The 19,051-nt window shown below is 57.9% G+C and carries 13 protein-coding genes; 1 reads left to right on the top strand and 12 read right to left on the bottom strand.

Annotation, left to right across the window (positions count from 1 at the left end):
- Positions 1–4: 4 nt before the first annotated feature.
- Both K3757_RS05730 and K3757_RS05725 read right to left on the bottom strand, forming a co-directional pair.
- On the bottom strand, positions 5–6,412 hold the full coding sequence (locus K3757_RS05730) for a type I polyketide synthase (RefSeq protein WP_260000020.1): 6,408 nt from the start codon (positions 6,410–6,412) through the stop codon (positions 5–7).
- 273 nt (positions 6,413–6,685) lie between these two features.
- Complete coding sequence (locus tag K3757_RS05725) at positions 6,686–8,146, bottom strand: hypothetical protein (protein ID WP_260000018.1); 1,461 nt, start codon at positions 8,144–8,146, stop codon at positions 6,686–6,688.
- A gap of 194 nt (positions 8,147–8,340) precedes the next feature.
- Between K3757_RS05725 and K3757_RS05720 the strand changes: the two genes are divergently transcribed.
- On the top strand, positions 8,341–9,087 hold the full coding sequence (locus K3757_RS05720) for a WecB/TagA/CpsF family glycosyltransferase (protein ID WP_260000016.1): 747 nt from the start codon (positions 8,341–8,343) through the stop codon (positions 9,085–9,087).
- Here K3757_RS05720 and K3757_RS05715 read toward each other — a convergent pair whose 3' ends face one another.
- The 10 genes from K3757_RS05715 to K3757_RS05670 form a co-directional block, all read right to left on the bottom strand.
- Positions 9,088–10,029: a glycosyltransferase family 2 protein gene (locus K3757_RS05715; RefSeq protein WP_260000014.1), complete on the bottom strand. Its 942-nt coding sequence runs from the start codon at positions 10,027–10,029 to the stop codon at positions 9,088–9,090.
- Positions 10,030–10,139: 110 nt separating this feature from the next.
- Complete coding sequence (locus tag K3757_RS05710; RefSeq protein WP_260000012.1) at positions 10,140–11,477, bottom strand: FAD-binding oxidoreductase; 1,338 nt, start codon at positions 11,475–11,477, stop codon at positions 10,140–10,142.
- A 4-nt stretch (positions 11,478–11,481) separates the two neighbouring features.
- Positions 11,482–12,981: an aldehyde dehydrogenase gene (locus tag K3757_RS05705; protein ID WP_260000010.1), complete on the bottom strand. Its 1,500-nt coding sequence runs from the start codon at positions 12,979–12,981 to the stop codon at positions 11,482–11,484.
- Positions 12,981–13,901, bottom strand: a complete 921-nt coding sequence (locus K3757_RS05700; protein ID WP_260000008.1) for a dihydrodipicolinate synthase family protein — start codon at positions 13,899–13,901, stop codon at positions 12,981–12,983. Before K3757_RS05700 ends, K3757_RS05705 begins: the two co-directional genes overlap by 1 nt.
- Positions 13,898–14,602, bottom strand: a complete 705-nt coding sequence (locus tag K3757_RS05695; protein ID WP_260000006.1) for a GntR family transcriptional regulator — start codon at positions 14,600–14,602, stop codon at positions 13,898–13,900. The genes K3757_RS05700 and K3757_RS05695 overlap by 4 nt, the downstream gene beginning before the upstream one ends.
- 71 nt (positions 14,603–14,673) lie before the next feature.
- Positions 14,674–15,708 carry a GGDEF domain-containing protein gene (locus K3757_RS05690; protein WP_311201747.1) on the bottom strand — a complete coding sequence of 345 codons (1,035 nt, stop codon included), beginning with the start codon at positions 15,706–15,708 and terminating at the stop codon, positions 14,674–14,676.
- Entirely contained in the window at positions 15,705–16,292 is a 588-nt protein-coding gene (locus K3757_RS05685) for a heme NO-binding domain-containing protein (RefSeq protein ID WP_260000004.1), read from the bottom strand. The genes K3757_RS05690 and K3757_RS05685 overlap by 4 nt, the downstream gene beginning before the upstream one ends.
- An 84-nt stretch (positions 16,293–16,376) precedes the next feature.
- Positions 16,377–17,936, bottom strand: a complete 1,560-nt coding sequence (locus K3757_RS05680) for a trimethylamine methyltransferase family protein (protein ID WP_260000002.1) — start codon at positions 17,934–17,936, stop codon at positions 16,377–16,379.
- A gap of 90 nt (positions 17,937–18,026) precedes the next feature.
- Positions 18,027–18,743, bottom strand: coding sequence for an HAD family hydrolase (locus tag K3757_RS05675; RefSeq protein ID WP_260000000.1), 717 nt, complete (start codon positions 18,741–18,743; stop codon positions 18,027–18,029).
- Positions 18,740–19,024, bottom strand: a complete 285-nt coding sequence (locus K3757_RS05670) for a DUF3572 domain-containing protein (RefSeq protein WP_259999998.1) — start codon at positions 19,022–19,024, stop codon at positions 18,740–18,742. The genes K3757_RS05675 and K3757_RS05670 overlap by 4 nt, the downstream gene beginning before the upstream one ends.
- Positions 19,025–19,051 lie beyond the last annotated feature (27 nt).

Below are 19,051 nucleotides of genomic sequence, written 5' to 3'. Positions count from 1 at the left end.
CAGGTTACTCTGCCGCCGTTGCTTGACGTTGGGGGTCATCGGCCAGCGCATCACGGATGACTTCGCGCAATTCCGATGCCATAACCACCACGTTAGGTGACAGAACCATGCTGTCATGGTTGCCCGGCACTTCGATCACCTGAACCTGCGGTGCGTATTGCGTCCAGTCATTGTCCGCAAAGACATATTCCCGCTCACCGCTGACCCAGTTGCCCGCACTGACCTTGAACTTACGATCCAGAACTGGGCGCAAAAGTGTCATCGGCCCGTCCCACTGTGGCGTCTGATAGCGCGCCACAGCACCCAAGAAGGCTGCTTCGATCTTGGTGTTGTTGAACTGAGCTGCCTGCGCATGCTCTGGCTTGCCCGCGCGCTTGGTCTTTTCCCACGCGATGCGGTTTTGCGCCCACTCCAGCAAATAGCGTGGTCCCTTGCTGCGCAATTCAGCCAGCTTGATCAACGCCTTGTCGGGCTTGCTCAGGCTTGGGCGTACCGGCAAGGGCGTATCAAGCAGCGCAAGCACGGCCACTTCTTCGCCCGCCGCTTGCAGTTGATGCGCTATCTCATAGGCAGTGATACCACCGCCAGAGAAACCGGAAAGAAGATATGGTCCCTGCGCCTGAACCTGCCGGATTTCAGCGATGTAATCCGCAGCTGCGCTTTCTATGGTTTCATGCGGAGCACTGTCCCCGATCAGCCCGCGTGCTTGCAAGCCATAGACAGCCCGCTCATCCGCGAATTGCAGCGCCAGATGCCGCAGGTTCAGCACGTTGCCAAACATCCCTGCCACAACGAACAGCGGGGCTGCCTTGGTCGGTGCCACGCTGTTTAGCGGGACCAGATGAACAAATCCCGGTTTGGCCGCTTCTGCTTGGGGCGCATCTGCGCTGGCTATCTCTCCGGTTTGGTCGCTGATGCGCGCGGCGATCTGGGCGATGGTCGGTGCCTCGAACAGCACCGAAATCGGAAATTCCACCCCGAACTCGCGTTTGACGCTGGCGAACAGACGCACCGCAATCAACGAATGCCCTCCAAGATCGAAAAAACTGTCTTCGACCCCAACTGGTGAAACACCCAACAACGTGGACCACATCTGCGCCAGCGCAGTTTCGACACGTCCCTGCGGCGCAACAAAGCCTTCTAGATCGCTACGCTCGAAACTTTGACCTTTGGGAAGGTCGCGTGGCGGCACATCCGCCTGCGCGATGAGCGCCTGTAGTGGCAGCGAAGAGACATAGACCTGCGGCACATTCAGCGCCAAGGCTCGCGCCAAAGCTTGCGGCCCCTCAGAGGCAGTGATGCCTTGGGACACAAGATAGGCAAGCCGCTCTTCGGCCTCTGTCTGCGGGCGCGCATCGTTTCCGGACACATCGTCAAAGCTCACCTCCGGGGCGGACAAAGGCACGCTATGGGCAGCAAACCCACCTTTCAGTTGTGTCATGGCAAAATCACGTACTTCGACCAGAATAGCGCCGTCGGCGTTACAGATCGTCACATCGAAACGGACATCCTCTGCACTGGCAGAGGTTAACCGGACCCAGCTGTAAACCTCGCTTGGCAAGGCGCTGTAAATCAGGATTTCACCGTAGGACATCGGCACCCAAAGATCCGTGCCATCATAGCCCGGTGCCAGCGCAATCGCCCAGCCGGTCGCGATATCCAGCAAGCCAGGGTGCAGCAGCTGGTCTGCTGCCAAAGGCGTATCAAGCGTTAGCCGCGCAAGGCCCTCTTCGCCGCCCAGCTGGCGTGCCCGCAGGACCTGCCAGGCAGGACCAAAGCGCAAATGCTGTTCCTGCAAGGATGGCATATGCGCGCCTTCGGCCTCTTCCACAGCGCCTAATCGCGCTGAAACAGCTTCCAGATCGACGGGAGGAGGCACTAACTTCTCAAGCGCAACCAACTGGGATTCTGCGTGCATTTGCCAGCCTGCGCGCCCGTCCAGAACACAATCGCTGCGCAGAGCTGTAGCGTATCCCTGCGCTTGCGGCGCAACTGTCACGCGCATGTCCCGCGGCGTTCCCTCTGGTGCCTCGAACGGGCGCAGGAAATAGAGATCGCGCAGCGCAAAGGGCAGATCAAGCTCGGCACCCAGCGCGGCTTGCGCCATCGCCTCTACCATGCCCGTTCCGGGCATAACCGAGGTGCCATCCGCCATGCGGTGCTGGTCCAGCACCCAATCAGTGTCTGCGCTGAGCGTGCCGTTAAATCTGGTCTCGCCTTCCAGCGCCTCAACCGTTTCCAGCATCGGTGCATCAATGGCACGGGGCGGCATCACTGCAACAGTCGACTGCCCCACAGCTTCGGCAGCCATCCCGACATCAGCCCAAACGCCCCAGTTCACCGCAACCACACGGGTCTTAGCCCCTCTACGTGACTTCGCAAAGGCGTTGAGGTAATCATTGGCAGCCACGTAATCCACCTGCCCCGCCGCACGTGTGGCGGTTGAGGTGGAGGCAAACAGCACCATCAGATCGACACTGCCATCTGGTAACAGCTGGTCCAGCACCCGCAGGCCCAGCACTTTGGGCGCGAGTACCGCGTCAACCTGTGCCTGCGATTTGCCCAACAACGGTGCATCATCAAGAGCACCTGCCGCGTGGATTACGCCATCAATCGGGCCGCGTGCACGCAGCGCGTCAATCACCTTGCGCATTTGTGCCACGTTAACCACATCCGCTGCGGCCACTTCAACACGTCCGCTACCCGATGCCTCAAGCCGTTCAACCGCGCGTATGCGCCGGACAGTTGCGTCACCTGCCGGAGAGGTTTGCAGTAGCTTCGGCCAAGCTGCGCGTGCAGGCAGTGCAGTGCGGCTTAGCAAAACAACATGAGCGTCGTAGTTGGCCAGCAAATCGGCAGCAACAGTTAAGCCGATGCCGCCAAAACCGCCCGTAATCAGATAGGTACCGCCCTTTTTGAAAGCAGGTGCATCCGGCAGTGCCAGTCGCTGCACCCGCACGCCCTGAACAAATCGACGCGCGCCGCGCAACGCAACAACCGCGTTCACCGGTGTCGACAATAGCTCTTCTAGCAGACTGTCACTTACATCCTGCGTTGCAGTCTGAGCGCGGACAAACCATCCCTGCGCGGCCGGAGCATCAGGCAGTTCCACATCCACGGTCGAAACCGTCACCGCAGCGATTTCATGCGGTATCACACCAGCGGGACCACTGATCATCGCCTTTTCGGGATAGGGCATTTCCTCGCCCGCGACCTGCGCTGCGCCGTTTGTGAAGATACTTAAGTGTGTTTGCGGTGCGTCCTCGCGTTCGGCCAAAGCCTGTCCAAGCCACAACAGGCTATAGAAACCCTGCTCCATCATCAGGTCATAAAAGCTGCTGCCGGGGCGATGGTTTTCGTTGCGGGTCAGGCCCCAGAAATGGGCGATGCGCGTCGGTGTCTGGCCGTCAGCGGACAGCGCCGCCATCAACGCGTCATACCCTTCCCGCCCTTGCTCGGGCGCAAGGGTATAGCGCTGCTCACCCGGTTCGGCAAAGCTGTCGCCAGCTTCCACCACGCTCACTTTTGCGCCGGAACTACGCAGCTGCTCGATGACCGGCGCGGCAATGCCATCCTGATCCGCGAAAACCAACCATGTCTGATCTACCGCGGCGGCAAGCGCTGCCTGTAGGTCGGCATCCACATCGGCATATTGTGCCCGCCAACTTGGGACAGCGCCCCAATCGGCTATGTCATCAACGCGCGTCATGGCGGGCGAAGCAATCGCCGCTGTCTGCTTACCCGGTTCGATGAAATAGGGGCTGCGCTGGAACTGGTAGGTCGGCAGCGGCACACGGTTGCGCCGCGCTTCCCCCCAAATCTGGTCCCAATCCGCCTCAACGCCGCACGCCCAAAGCCTGCCGATGATGCCCATGAAGTACATATCATCGGCGATATCCTGATCGGGATGGCGCAGAGAGCTTAGCACTTGGGCCGGTTTCACCGCCGCGCACATCTGCGCGAGCGAAGACAGCGCCTTGCCCGGCCCTACCTCCAGGAAAACTCGGCCCTCTTGCGCGCTAAGCGTTTCGATACAATCCGCGAAATGCACTGTGCGGCGCAATTGCTCCACCCAATAGTCCGGGTCGGTGGCTTGTACTGCGGTGATTTCGATGCCCGTCCGGTTGGACATAAAGGGCAGTGTCGGCGCTTGCAGATCAAGACCTGCCAAAAAGGCGCGGTAATCTGCAAGAATAGGTTCCAACATGCGGCTGTGCGCCGCGATATCGATGGCAATGCGCTGGCTCTCCACCTCATCAGTCGCGAGCCGCTGTGCCAGCGACTTGAGTGCCAGATCGGGGCCTGAGATCGCCGTCAATTCAGGGCCGTTGACCGACGCGATATCCAGTTCTTCATCCAGATAGGGTTTGATCGCTTCTAGCGATAGGGGCACGCTGAGCATGCCGCCCGCAGGCACGGTATCAAACAACCGCCCCCGCAGCAGTACCAGATCAATCAGGTTCTCGAAGCTCATCACGCCCGCAAGACAGGCCGCAACATTCTCTCCCATAGAGTGCCCGACCATCGCCGCAGGCTTCACGCCCCAGCTTATCCACAGTTGGGCCAATGCGTATTCGACAATAGCGATCAACGGCAACTGGACGGACGGTTTTTTCAACATCTCGGCGGCGGTGGCGCTGTTCCCTTCAGGCAGCCAAAGCGCGCGAATATCGTAGTCAAGTTGCGGACCAAGGTGATCCAGCCCCCGATCCATCGCTTCGGCAAAGACCGGCTCTGTCTCATAAAGGTCGCGTGCCATGTCTGGGTATTGCGCCCCGCCGCCGGGGAACATGAACACCACTTCCGGGGACGTACCCAGCACCTCATGCGTGAACACGCGGCGCGTATCGCCCGCCTCTAGTAGCTCTGCCGCCTCTGCTTGGGTTTCGGCGACTACAACACGGCGCCGCTCAAACCCGCGGCGACCGTTCTTCAGCGTATAGGCGACATCGGCAAGCTCCTGGTCGGGATGCGCGCGCAGATGTTTAGCCAAAGCAGCAGCATTGGCGTCCAGCGCCGCCTTGGAGCGCGCCGAGATGCAAAGAACATGGAACGGAAAATCGCTTTCTTCCGAGGGCGCGCGCACAGGGGCCTCTGCAAGGATCGCATGGGCGTTTGTCCCGCCAACACCAAGCGCGTTGATCGCGGCATGGCGCGCAGTTTCGCGGCGCGGCCACGGTGTCAACGCCGCGTTTACAGAAAACGGGCTGCCTTCAAAGCCGATGGCAGGGTTCGGCGCTTCATACCCTAGGGAGGGCGGCATCTCTTCATGATGAAGCGCCAATGTGGCCTTCACCAAACCCGCCACACCCGCCGCAGTATCCAGATGGCCGATGTTCGTCTTGACCGACCCGATGCGCGCGAAATCCACCTTGTCGGTTTGGGCGCGATAAGCTTCTGTCAGCGCGGCCACCTCAATCGGGTCGCCAAGGTAGGTACCGGTGCCGTGACATTCGATCAGCTCAATCTGATCTGCAGGCACACCGGACGCGTCCAGCGCCAACCCGATTGCCGCCGCCTGACCGTCCACTGACGGCGCGAGATAGCCGGCTTTGGCTGCGCCATCGTTGTTAATGGCAGAGCCTTTGATAACAGCCCATACGTGATCGCCATCCGCCTGCGCATCACTGAGCCTTTTTAGCGCAACACAGCCCGCGCCCGAACCGAACACCGTGCCCTGGGCACGATGGTCAAAGGCATGACATTCCCCATCCGGTGAGAGGATCTCGTTTTCCTTGAACACATAGCCACGTCCCTGTGGCAGCTCGATTGTGACGCCACCGGCCAGTGCCATATCCACTTCGCCGGCGCGCAGTGCTGCGGCGGCATAATGGATCGCAACCAGCGATGTGGAGCAAGCAGTTTGCAGATTAACTGAAGGGCCCTTCAGGTCGAACACATGGCTTACACGGGTAGACAGGAAATCCTTGTCGTTGCCTGTGTGGCGCAGCAGGAACATGCCCACGTCCTCTACCAGATCGGGATTCGAGCAAATGTTGAAATAGAAGTAGCTGCCCATGCCGCAGCCTGCATAGACGCCAATCGGACCCGCCACATTTTCAGGTACATGTCCGGCTTGCTCCATCGCCTCCCAAGCGACCTCAAGGAATTTACGATGCTGAGGATCAAGGATCGCGGCGTCTTTCGGGGAAAACCCGAAAAAATCAGCGTCAAATGTCTCAAAACCTTTAAGGTCAGCGGCTGCGCGCACATAGTTCTTGCGGGCGATGTTTTCAGGGGTCTCACCCGCTGCCAGCAATTCTTCTTCGCTCAGCTTGCGTATTGAGGAAATGCCCCCGCGTAGATTATCCCAGAATGACGATACCGTATCGGCGCCCGGAACGTTCACTGCCATGCCCACAATAGCGATATCTTCGCCGGCCGGTGTAATTTTGCGGCTATGCTTAGTCATACAGTCTCACCTTTTGGGCCGCACGTTACACAGAGAGACTCTGAGTAATTTTATTAAAAACCGGACCACTCTTACGGACAGTTTCATCTGCCCAAATGTGCTACTACAATTCGATGTTGTTAATTTCATGGCATTTAGTCGATTTTCAAGCCGTCCTCAAAGGGGAGAGTAGCATAGGAACTCCCCACCGAAAAATGCTGATTAGTTCTAATTTGGAAACAATCGAAACCTATTGCGCGACATTCTTGGAAACGGCTCATGCAAAAAACCGGGCTAAAGCAGGCTGCGCCGTGAACGGATTGGGTTGCGCGACATCACGGGCGTTCTGCGCAGCGCATGGCGCGGCTTTGTGACCTGCCTTGGATTAAGACGTTCAACATACCCCAAGACCGCCCCCGCCGTAAGCCATGTGAAAGACGTCAGCGTTGCGTTCAGCAACATGTCCATCAAGGTGATCCCCAACACCAGCGCGACCGCGCCGATATAGGGTGAAAGCACCGCCTGCCGGTGGCGTAAAGCGTAAGCTCCAAGCAACAGCAAAGGCAAGGCAAGCAGCCCGAATTCTGCGATATAGCCCAACCAGCCAAAGCTTCCGAAGACAATAATCCAGCGACCGTCAGGGATGGTCAGAATCTCACCATTTTCACTATCGCGCACAAGGCTACGGCCCCAGCCGCTCCAGCCGAATGCCGGTTTTTCAGCGGCCCGGGCAAGCAATTGGGTCTCATTGTTGAAACGGTAGCCAAGCGATTGCGCACGATCCGGATTGAATTCTGCCACTTTGGCGACAATCGCGTCGGTGGGAATGGCGCCAATATTGCGTAGCATCGGATAGGTCACTGCCACCAAAGCAAAGACGACGGACAGCCAGATAAGCCAGCGACGCGGTGCAAAATAGATAAATGGCACCAGAAGCAAACCATATGCGATCGAGGCCGCACTTTTACAGGCCAACAGGAACAGGACCAGATAGACAGTCCACAGCACCGCTTTCCATCGCTCTATCTTTGGCTTGGTGCGCGCCAGAGCAGCCGCTGCCATCGCGCCCGTGCAGACAAAAACAGCAAGCCACAAGCCGTGCGGCAGAAACACGATTGGCCGGTAGCCCCCTGCACGTATGGTCTGTTCAAAACTGTGCTGGAAAAACCCGTAAACCCAAACGTTCATCTGCGGAGAGAACCGGATTTCAATCATCGACGGCACCGAATAGGCAATAGCCCCGAGCATAAGCGCCAGCAGAATTTCCCTTAAACCGGTATCAGAGCTGAGAAACTGCCGTGCCACCACAAACGGCACAATCGTCAGCACCTGCCCGATCAGGACAGAGCCGATGTCGCGGATCGACTGGCCTGGCAAGGCATCCACCAGAAACAGGATCGGGTCGGCGTCACTTAGTACTTCGAACAGGATCGGCTCGCGGTTTGTCAGCACTGTCGGGATCGCGCCAAAGATAAAAAGCGCCATTAAAACCCGCGGCAACCGGCCTTCGGGTAAAAGACGCATTTTATGTTCGGTTGCCAGAACCAGAATGGCCAGCACGCTCAGGTTCGGTATCGAGATTTTGTCCATGGCCGGAACAAGCGGCAGATTGAATTCCGCCAGCGGAGGCAAGAGCAAATAGCCGCCAAGGATCGACCAGATAATTGCCCGCTCGACCTTTTGCGTCCGGAACAGCATAAGGCAGACGACTGGCCAGACTAGCAGCATCAGATATGCGATTACGTTTGGCATCATGTTCCTTGGCAGGGCGTTTGGATATGGGCGTTGCAAATACACTCTAGGCAGCCCCGTGTCATCAAGCTAGTTTATGGTCTGATAAGTTCAGCCATCCCGGTCGAAACCAGTAAACCACTCAGACGGAAAGATATTTTGGGACTACCTGTTAACCAATACCCCGACGGATTGCGGCAACCCTACACAGGTGCCCCTTGAAGTTTGGCGCAGGTCGTTCTGCTGTTGAGGTTAATGTCCCTACCCGAGCCGCATTGTTTCAGGCCGTTCGCGGAAAATTGGCAGCGGGAAACGGATTCGCACTGGCCACGCTCAACCTTGATCACCTGACCAAACTGCCCGTCGATTCAGCCTTCGCCGAAGCTTACAACGCGCAGGATTTCGTTGTTGCGGACGGGCGTCCTGTGGTCTGGCTGTCACAGTTGGCCAAACAGCCTTTGGAGCTGATGCCGGGCTCTGATCTGGTGGTACCGCTCAGCAGCCTTGCTGCCGAAATGAATGTGCCCGTGGCGCTGGTTGGCAGTTCCGACGCGGCACTCTGCGGCGCAAAAGCAGCGCTGCAAGCACGCATTCCCGGGCTGAACATCGTTTTGACCCATGCACCAGCCTACGGGTTTGACCCAAAGGGTACCGAAGCCGCCGAAATTTGCGAGATGCTCAATACCTCTGGTGCAAAGTTGTGCTTCATCGCGCTTGGCGCCCCCAAACAAGAGCTTTTCGCGGCCTTCGCGCGCGGTTGCGCGCCTTCGGTGGGGTTTGCTTCCATCGGCGCAGGGCTCGACTTCTTGTCGGGCCATCAGGTGCGTGCGCCAAAAATGATGCGCGCGCTTGCGCTGGAATGGCTTTGGCGCGCCCTGCAAAGCCCGCGCCGGATGGTCCCGCGCTATGCCAAATGTTTTGCCATTCTGCCCGAATTGGCGCTGAATGCCGTTCGGCAACGATAGCTATTTGTATTCAATCAGCCGCTTTTGACCACTGGTCAGGCGGCGCCAGTAATACCCCAGCGCCCCCTGCGCTTCGGCGAACTTACCCAGAACGCTGAAAAACGCAGGCACCAGCCCATCACGCCGCGAGAGACGCAATACTTGCGCGGGATAAGCAAGGGCCGCCAACAAACCCAAGGGGCCCACAGCGGCCGTGAGAACCGCAATGGCAACTGGTCCAACGGCCCCCCAAAGAAGCGCGCGGCGCGTTTCTTTTACCCAGTGTCGTTCAGGTGCCGCACCATGCAAGCGCGCCCCTTCGGCAAATGCGTGACCTGCCCGTTTGCTTCGGTTCCACCACTGACCCAGCTTCGTGATCTGCGCATCATGCGCTGTCATCTCTTCGTCCAGTCGCCATATCTGCCAGCCAGCCTGACGCAGACGCAGGCAAAGCTCCGGCTCTTCCCCTGCGATCAGGTCTTCGCGGTAGCCGCCTATGGCCCGCAACGGCTTCACGCGCATCAACGCATCCCCGCCGCATGCCTTGGCTTGCCCTACAGGCGTGTTCCATTCCGTATCAATCAAGCTGTTATAAACCGATGCCTCAGGGTGCATTTCCCGCCGCCGACCGCAGACCACTGCCACATCCGTGTGTTTGGACAAAAACTTCTGTGCTGTAGAAATCCAGCCGTCCTGCATTACACAGTCCCCGTCCAGAAACTGTACAAGTTCTGTTCCTTCGGGCAAAGCCGCGAGCCCCGAATTGCGCGCACGCGCTGCTGTAAACGGGCGGGACATATCAAGGCTTACCACCTGCGTACCGCGCGCTTGCGCAGCAGCCACCGATCCGTCTGTTGAGCCACTATCGACGTAGATTACGTGAGCCACGCCTTGCAGCGCATCAAGACAGGCGATCAGCCGTGCGCCCTCGTTCCGGCCGATGACAATGGCGGCGATGCTCATAGGGGTGGCTCCGTTACTCAATCCGGAGGATTCCCGACACGGCCGGGGATCATCGTCGAAGGATGCTTGTTCATTTACCCGTCTTTACGCCAGCACCGCCGTCTGGTCCACTACTCGGCACGCGCGCGATGCTCTTTCCAGCGCAGATAGGCATTCGCACCCCATGTGGAAAAAGGCTTTGGCGGCAGTTTGCGCGGCGCAGCCTCTGCGTTGAAATAGGCCGTAATGTCAGAGCTCTGGCCCAGCGCCATTTCAGCAGCCGCGATACCCGTTAGCGTGCCACGGGCTGTTCCCAATCCGTTTTGCACAGTCGCCGCAAAAACGTTTGGAGCGATTTCACCGGTAACCGCGACACCATTAAGGCTGAGGCACAAGTGTCCGGCCCATTCATACTGCATCGCGGCACCCGAAAGCTGCGGAAAGCGCGCATCGAACTTTGCGCGCTGCACCGAAGTCGCACGCGCGATGTCGCGGGCTGACGCCTCCATTTCAGGTCGAAGGGTCGCACAGGTACGGGTGATGATCCGGTGACCGCCCTGTGCCGTATCAATCCGACGCACCGTCGTCCCCATCGGATCCGAAGGCGTAATCCCCCAACGCGGTTCACCCCCAAGGGCGCGCAGTTGTGTGGCATCCAGTTCGGGCGTCATTGACGCGTATAAGAACAGTTGCATCAGGCGCCCTTTAGCGAAGCCAAAGCTTTCGAGATGACCGTTCGTGGCAAGGATGATGCGCGGCGCTGAAATCTGCCCTTTGGCTGTGCGCACGCGCCAAATGCTCCCCTCTTGTTCAAAGTCCGTGACCGCGCTGCGGGCGAAAATCTTTACATCATCCCGCGCCAGCCCTGCTGCCAGCCCCCGAATATAACCCGCTGGCTGCAACATCAGAGTTCCTGGCGTGTACAGTCCGGACAGGTAATGCCTGCTTCCCGTTAAGGCATGCATGGCTTGGGCATCCAAGTGCTCTGACGCCTCTCCCAGTTGCGCAAGATGCGCCGCGTAGCTGCGGTTGTGCGCGTCAGCGGTAGGGGATGCGGCGCCGTTTACCTTACCCGCTGGATCTACAAACGCGGGGTCAATCCCGTAGGCCTGCGCCGCCCCTAAAGCAAAATCGATGGCCTTTCGGTTCAGCGCGATCAAAGCAGACTCATCCCCGCCGCCAGCGTAATTATCCGAAGACAGATCATGCGGTAGATCAATCATGAACCCCGAATTGCGTCCGGCAGACCCTTCGGCAATCTCGAGCGCGTCCAAAACAGCGACATTGAGCGCCGGGTCAAGCTGGAGCAACCGGCGCGCGGCAGACAGGCCCGCAAAGCCAGCCCCGACGATGACGACATCGGCGGTACGCTCCTCCTCCAAAGAAGGGTAGCGCACACCCTGCCCCAGAATTTCAGACCACGCAGCAGGTGAAGCAAAGCGAGGCGTGCGCGCGGCGGTGTAGCGCATAGTCTTAGCCAACTGCCTCATCCGCATCATCGCTCAGGTCCAGCCAGATCGTTTTAAGCTGGGTATACTGGTCGTGGGCATGTACCCCGTTATCGCGCCCGCCAAATCCGGATTGCTTGTAGCCCCCGAACGGCGTGCTGATATCGCCTTCGCCGTAGGCGTTCACGGTGACCGTCCCTGCGCGCAACATCCGTGCCCCGCGCACTGCGCGTTTGGCGTTGGCGGTGAACAGGCTGGCGCAGAGGCCATAATCGGTATCGTTTGCGATTGTGATAGCTTCATCAAACGACGCCACATCGATCACAACCAGCACGGGGCCAAAAATTTCCTCTCTGGCCATGCGGTGTGTGTTTGACGGCACCTCTACCACCGTCGCCTCGACAAAAACGCCGTCTTTTGTGCCACCGCCCACGCGCGCGGACGGCGCATCAGCCAGATAGCCGGCCACCTTCTCAAAATGCGCCTTTGAAACCATCGCCCCCAATCGCACCTCAGGGTCCAGCGGATCGCCCAAGGGCCATTCGCGCATATGTGCCTCGATGCGCTCCAACAGGTCAGCCTTCACATCGCGGTGCACAATCAAACGAGAGATCGCCGAACAGTTCTCACCCATATTCCAAAGCGCGCCTGCAACGATATGCGCCGCAACACGGTCAAGGTTTTCTGCATCATCCATAACGATGCAAGGGTTCTTGCCGCCCATCTCCAATACGATCTCTTTGGCGTTGCTTTCACCAGCATAACCCAGAAAGCGTTTACCGGTCGCGGTTGAGCCCGTGAAGCTTACCATATCGACGTCCATATGGCGCCCCAACGGCTCCCCCACATCCGGTCCGGAACCCGGAACCACATTCAGCACACCACGCGGCACCCCCGCCTCATGGGCAAGCTCTGCCACACGCAACGCTGTCAGCGACGTTTCTTCTGCCGGCTTCACAACCACTGAACAGCCAGCCGCCAAAGCAGGCCCGATTTTCCATGCAAGCATCAACAACGGGAAGTTCCACGGCAATACCAGCCCCACAACACCAATCGGTTCACGCACCACCATTGCAAGATGGTCATCAGACGCCGGAGCGACCTGATCATACATCTTATCAATCGCTTCAGCATGCCACTTGATGCAGTCAATCATTTCTGGAATGTCGACAGTCTCGCAATCATAGATTGTCTTTCCACTGTCGAGGCTCTCCATCACAGCCAGTTCGCGCGCATTGCGCGTCAGCAGCTTGGCAAAGCGAATGAGAATATCCTTGCGCGCAGAAGGATGTATGCGCGACCAGCGCCCATCCTCAAACGCTTCACGCGCTTTGGAGACAGCAAAATCCACATCATCCGAACCGCACGCAGCAACTTGCGCAAGCTCGGCACCCGTCGCAGGGTTCAGCGTGGCAAAGGTTTGACCCGACGCCGCAGGCCGATATCCACCGTCTATGAATGCCTGTGTGGCAAATGTCATTTCAGCCGCCAAGGCGCCGTATTCTTCCCGAGTGAGCAGTCCCATTATGCTGTCTCCTTCACAATTGCCGCCACGGTCGCTTTGAGCACACGCACGACTTGCCTCAATTCGCGTTTGTCATCTTTGTTGAGGGGCTTGAGCGGGGGCATCATGCCACCCGTATCAATGCCTGCCATGGTGACACCGTGTTTGACACAGGCGACAAACTTACCGCCCTGCTCCAGCACGCGCATCAGCGGCATCATCGCAGACATGATGCGGCGCCCCTTGTCGAAATTGCCTTCTACCGCGCAGGCTTGATACAGCGCGACGTGCTCTTCCGGCAGGAAGTTACTGCCCGCACAGACCCATGACCGCGCGCCCCAAGCGAAAAACTCAAGCGCCTGATCGTCCATACCGCAGGACATCTGGATGTGGGGATAATCCCGCGCCAGAAGATGCACGCGGTTGATATCACCCGAACTTTCCTTAATCGCACAGACATTGCGCGAGCGACCAACGCGGTCCAGGAATTCCTCGCCCATATTCACGCCCATCCGGCCCGGATAGTTGTACAACATGATCGGCAGGTTCGCGGCGCGATCAATGGCCAACGCATTCAAGGCATTTTCACGCTCTGTCGGGACGGCATAGGGCGGCGTCCCCAACAGGATTGCGTCTGCCCCCATTTCGCGCGCACCTGTAGCTAACGCGATACTATCATCCGTGCGCATGGTGCCCGTGCCGACGATCAACGGCAAACGCCCCTTGAGACGCTGCTTGGTGAATTCAGCCAGCTCCAAACGCTGCTCTACCGTTTGGGCATAGTTCTCTCCGGTTGAACCACCAGAAATCAGGCCATGCACGCCTGCCGTAACCAGATGTTCGATCTGGTCGGCCAAGGCATCCATGTTAAAGCCACCATCAGGCAAAAGGGGCGTAACAAGCGGGGTATAAATCCCCTCGAATTTGAAGATCGGTGTCATAAGCTCCTCACAGACGGGATGGAATCGCCAAGGCGGTTGGAAAGAGGGCTTGGCATTACGAATTGGGCGATCCTGTCACGCGAAAGCGCCCAGTGATCCTCGGCCAGCTGCGCCGCCGCGTCGGCGTCATGCGCCTCGATCGCCGCGATCATGGCGTCATGCTGATCAGCGGCTTGCCCCGGCTCATCGCGCTGGTCATCACCATAGAAGGTCATCGAAATACGGGCGTGGTCAATCAGCAACCTGTTGAAGCTGGGGCGCAGATAGATGTTGGCCGCCATATCACCCGTAATCGCGTGAAAGCGGTTGTTGGCGAGCGCCCGTTCAGCCACATCGCCGCGCGCCAAGGCTGCGCGAAACGCCTCTTGAGCCTGCTTCAGCTCAGATATCTGGAAAGGTTGCGCATGGGCCGCGGCAAGGCGCAGCACCGCACCATAAATCATCGGGGCCGCGAGAAAGAAATCACGCAGCGTGGTATGCCCCAACTCGGATACGCGCGCACCGCGGTTTTGCGTCAGCTCAACATAACCTTCACCAGCAAGTTCTCTCAGCGCTTCGCGCAGCGGCGTGCGCGAGATGCCAAATTCATCCGACAGCAGAACTTCATCCAGATCGGACCCCGGCGGAACGGCCTGCGTCAGAACCCGCACACGAAGCGCGTCGAGCAAAGCCGCTTTGCGGCTACGAGGCGTGTCTGCCATGTGAGAGTTCTCCTGATAGCTTTGAGCTACGGGTAGAGAACATCATATAATACAATTTGTACACAAAATAATTACGCTTGGCTTTTTATCCCGCCCCGGCCTTTAATCGGCGCAGCGCTATTGCCAGTTTTACGAAGCTCTGGCGAATAGAACGTCTGACGTGCGCGGCCCTCGTTTTTAGAAGCGTACAGCGCGATATCCGCATCCTCCATCACGGTCTCTCGGGTTGCGCTTTTGCTGTTCTGTATCCAGACGGTACCAATACTGGCAGATATTTCGCACTGATGCCCATTGAACGGAATAGGCACTTCGATCCGGTCGATGATCCTGCGACCTATCCGCTCCAACACGTCGATTTCACCGACTTCGGGCAGAATCACGGTAAATTCATCCCCCCCCACACGTGCAACAGTATCTGTAGCACGTGTTTCTTCGATCATTGCTTTTGCCACGACCCGCAGCACATGATCCCCAGCAGCGTGGCCCAAGCTGTCATTCACCGCCTTGAAGTAGTCGAGATCAATGTGCATCACGGCAAACCGCACATTTGCGGCGAGCAGCCGCTCCAATACCTGATCGAGCTCACGTCGGTTTTTCAAGCCAGTCAACGTATCAGTAAAGGCCTGCTCCTCTGCTGCAATTTTTGCACCTTGAAGTCGCAAGTTCAGCTTTCGGGAAGCTTCCATGGCTGCCGATTTTGCCTCAACAAGATAAAGCATTTCAATGGCCAGATCAGTGGCCGCAAAGTCAGCATTGGTGAGAGCATAGTCACGCACCCCATCTAGAATGGAGATACCGAAGGACAGGTTCACAATCGCAGTCCCTGTACTATTGGTAACAAGGATGCCTTTTAGACGCGCAGGCGGATTCCCCTTCATCTCTAGATGCAACTTGATGTGCCGCGTCTCCCATAGCTGGTCCAGTGTCATGATGCCTCTTGGCCGCATCACCTGAAAAGTCTCCAGAAACTCGCGCCCTACCAACGTTAGGTCGGGGCGGAGCTTTTGGGTCGTTGGGCCGACATGGGTAATGACCCCGCCAGCGTCCAGCGTTAGGTGCATCGGGCAAAGCACGTCCAGAACTGTAGGGCTAAACGCATATGTCACGACGCCCGAGCCCCAAGATCAAAGACCCGTCCGTTAGAGTAATCAGTCTCGATGAGCTGAATCTGCACTGTTTCGCGGCCCGTTTCGCTTTGTTCAAGGTCGAGCACGGCAAGTGTCCCATAGTCATCGGCCATTACGCGCAGAACGCCCATCATCAAGTGCCCGAAACCGGCAATAGGGCTTTCGCAGATCAGGCTGTAACGACCAGCTTCGTGGCTGTGCAATTCAATCGCCGGTAATCGGAGATCCGACACCGCCATACGGGCGCGATCGGGCAGATCATCCAGTGAATAGAGAAAATCCTCGAAGTTCATACCGCCAAAGCGCAACAGCCGACGCACAGCTTCTGTGTTTGGATGTGTAACCAGATATGTACCTATATCCTCCATCACTTCGTCGCTAGAACGGCGCAAGACCAGCGCCATCGCGTTCAACACAGCAGGTGTTATTGCGTCATCATAGCTTAGCATCGCCTCGAATGAGGGCGGTGTAATGCCCGCACGCGCGGCCACCTCCAACCACGCACGTTCCCCGTAACTGTCGCGCATGAAACTCTGGAAGCTGTGGTTGATAAGCCCGTGCATATTGGCCTCTTGTTGCTACATCCCCGGATGATGACCTGAGAGTGTTAACAAGCGGCTAATCGGACTCTGATTTTGTCCCGTTGGTTAAAAGTCGGTTGGCGCCCCGCCTTCGGATTTGCGCCGTTCAACAAAGGCGGCAAGTTCTTCGCGGATGGCCACGTCCATTGGTGGCTCTTCGAACGATCCGACGATCTCTTTGAACATGTGATGCGCGCGCTCTTGCGTCCAGATGCCACCCGCTACTTCCCAACCTTCGTAGTTGGTCCAGTCGCTCAGGAACGGCTGGTAAAAGGCCGTGGTGTAGCGATCTTGCGTGTGCTGAATACCAAAGAAATGTCCCTGATTGCCGACGGATTTGATCGCATCCAGCGCAATTTCATCCGGACCTGTCGCACAAATAGACGGGTCCATATAGCGTTGGATTTGCTGAAGAATCTCACAGTCCATAATGAACTTTTCGGGGCTCGCGATAAGCCCTCCTTCCAGCCAACCCGCCGCGTGATACACCATATTGGTGCCGGACTGCACCGCAGCCCAAAGACTGTTAGAGGTCTCCCACATGGCCTGCCCGTCAGGGACGTTGGCCCCACAGACACCGGATGAGCGCATGGGCAACCCGTAAAATCGGCACAACTGGCCGGTCATCTGGGTGGCCCGCATGTATTCCGGTGTGCCAAAGGCAGGCGCGCCAGTCTTCATATCAACATTCGAAGTGAAGGTGCCGATTGCCACACTTGCGCCTGGACGGATGATCTGCGCCAGCACGACAGCAATCAGCGCTTCGGCCAATGACTGAGCGACCGCACCCGACATCGTCACCGGTGCCATTGCCCCTGCCAGCGTGAACGGCGTCACGACCAGACCCTGATTGCGCCGCGCAATGCGCATCCAGCCGTCAAGCATCGGAATGTCATGTTTCAGCGGCGAGGTAGAGTTGATGTTGGTGTACATCTTCGGGCTCGCCTCGAACTCTTCATCCGTCCACCCCCCCGAGATGCGTACCATCTCCATCACGTCCTCGACCCGTTCCTTGCCAAGGCTGTAGGCGTGCATCGCTTTGTCAGTCAGTGTCAGCTTGTCATAAAGGACGTCCAGATGCCGAACCGAGGCGTGAATATCCACCGGCTCCACCGGATAGCCGCCTGCAAAATGTATACAGTTGAAATACTGGGTGAGCTTCAACAGATCACGGCACTGTTCGCGCGTGCCCGGCACCTTCCGGCCCAGCGACATATCCCAATAATTCGGAGGAGAGGAAACATTGCCGAAAACAAGGTTCTTGCCGCCAATCGTGATGGTGCGGTCCGGGTTGCGGGGGGTCAGCTTGAACTCGGACGGAGCCATGGCAACATATTCCATCACCATCTCACGCCCCAAGCGCACGTTTTCTCCGTCAACAGTGCAGCCTGCCTTGCGTAGAATTTCGAGCGCCTCGTGGTTCAGGATTTCAATCCCGATCTCTTCAAGGATTCGCATCGCGCCGTCATGGATGGCCGCAACCCCTTCGGGGCTTAGCGGCTCTGTCGGGCGATCAATGTTGACGGGCGGATTCCACGGCATCTGCTCAATCACCGACGTCCCGCGGCGCGTTTTTGCACCAGCCCGTCCACCTCCACGAGTTCTGCGTTTAGGCTCTTCGGTCATGGCAGTCTCCTGTGCTGTTTAACACCAGAAAGCCCCAACTCAGACCGCACGGCCTATCCGTTCACGACGATTACTGTCGTTTTTGACACCTCACTTGCCGGTCTGCCCAACCAGCCAAGCGGGAATTTCACCAATATCGCGCAAGACAACATGAGCGTGAGGCGCCAGGTCCTGCTCTGTTGCGGCGCCAGTCAGAACGGCGATCGTGCGCATGCCTGCAGCGCGCCCTGCCTCAAGATCATGCGTGCTGTCGCCCACCATCACAATCTGCTCGGGCGGCAGGTTCACAGCCTGCGCAAACCCAAGCAGTTGGCCCGGCGCAGGTTTCCCGCCATAGCCACTGTCATACCCCGCAATGAAGTCGAACAAGTCAGTGACGCCAACCGACGCCAGATGCGCGCGTGCAGGTCCTTCACTGTCATTCGTAGCCAAACCCAACGCGATACCTTGGGCGCGGAACCCTTCTAGCAAGGGGCGCAGTGGAACCGCAGGTTGTTGTGGCGCAATCGAGGCCTCTTCATTGATCATATCCAAAATACTTTGCGGCGACATATCCGTGAAATGTGGCATCAGGGCCTGTGTCACCTCATCCGGTGTTCCCGCAATCACCAGACTATCGCGGGCGAACGTACCACTTGGTAAATCAAATCCGATTGCTGTTCCGATAGCCACAGCACGGGTTTCGTCGCCCTTTGCGGCACGCCGGAGAAACGCCTTCGCCCATGCCTCCCATGTCGCGGCAAAGTCGAACAGCGTACCGTCTTTGTCAAAGCACAACCCTCTCACAGGGTTCGAATTTTCACTCATGTCCAATGTATCTGCTCCCCGCCTGGTAAGCTTTGACGCGCTTGGGCCAGCTGCTCATAAGCCAAGGTCTGCGCATCGCAACATTCGATGACCCAAGCGTCATCCATCAAGATGAAGTCCAGCACCGAACCCAAGAACTCCGGATCTTGGGCAGCCGCACGCATATCCCCTTCCGACACGCCGGAAGCCCCTAAGAACACAGGTAAAAGTTCTTCGTTTGCAACCAACCATGCAAGCGATTGGAGCGCGATCGTTTCGGCGGAATTCCGCGTAAAGCTCATAGGAGTGGGTCCACTTGAATCAAAATC

It is taken from the genome of Sulfitobacter sp. S223 (genome assembly GCF_025143825.1).
In the GTDB taxonomy this organism is placed as follows: domain Bacteria; phylum Pseudomonadota; class Alphaproteobacteria; order Rhodobacterales; family Rhodobacteraceae; genus Sulfitobacter.
The sequence above is the reverse complement of the archived record's forward strand: the minus strand, read 5'-3'. Positions and strand labels throughout refer to the sequence as shown.

Excerpts from the sequence above, each read along its gene's own strand:
- K3757_RS05715 (WP_260000014.1), bottom strand. The coding sequence starts at position 10,029 with ATGAGCATCGCCGCCATTGTCATCGGCCGGAACGAGGGCGCACGGCTG.
- K3757_RS05685 (WP_260000004.1), bottom strand. The coding sequence starts at position 16,292 with ATGCACGGGCTTATCAACCACAGCTTCCAGAGTTTCATGCGCGACAGT.
- K3757_RS05705 (WP_260000010.1), bottom strand. The coding sequence starts at position 12,981 with ATGGGACTGCTCACTCGGGAAGAATACGGCGCCTTGGCGGCTGAAATG.
- K3757_RS05695 (WP_260000006.1), bottom strand. The coding sequence starts at position 14,602 with ATGGCAGACACGCCTCGTAGCCGCAAAGCGGCTTTGCTCGACGCGCTT.
- K3757_RS05725 (WP_260000018.1), bottom strand. The coding sequence starts at position 8,146 with ATGATGCCAAACGTAATCGCATATCTGATGCTGCTAGTCTGGCCAGTC.
- K3757_RS05680 (WP_260000002.1), bottom strand. The coding sequence starts at position 17,936 with ATGACCGAAGAGCCTAAACGCAGAACTCGTGGAGGTGGACGGGCTGGT.
- K3757_RS05730 (WP_260000020.1), bottom strand. The coding sequence starts at position 6,412 with ATGACTAAGCATAGCCGCAAAATTACACCGGCCGGCGAAGATATCGCT.
- K3757_RS05670 (WP_259999998.1), bottom strand. The coding sequence starts at position 19,024 with ATGAGCTTTACGCGGAATTCCGCCGAAACGATCGCGCTCCAATCGCTT.
- K3757_RS05675 (WP_260000000.1), bottom strand. The coding sequence starts at position 18,743 with ATGAGTGAAAATTCGAACCCTGTGAGAGGGTTGTGCTTTGACAAAGAC.
- K3757_RS05700 (WP_260000008.1), bottom strand. The coding sequence starts at position 13,901 with ATGACACCGATCTTCAAATTCGAGGGGATTTATACCCCGCTTGTTACG.
- K3757_RS05710 (WP_260000012.1), bottom strand. The coding sequence starts at position 11,477 with ATGCGCTACACCGCCGCGCGCACGCCTCGCTTTGCTTCACCTGCTGCG.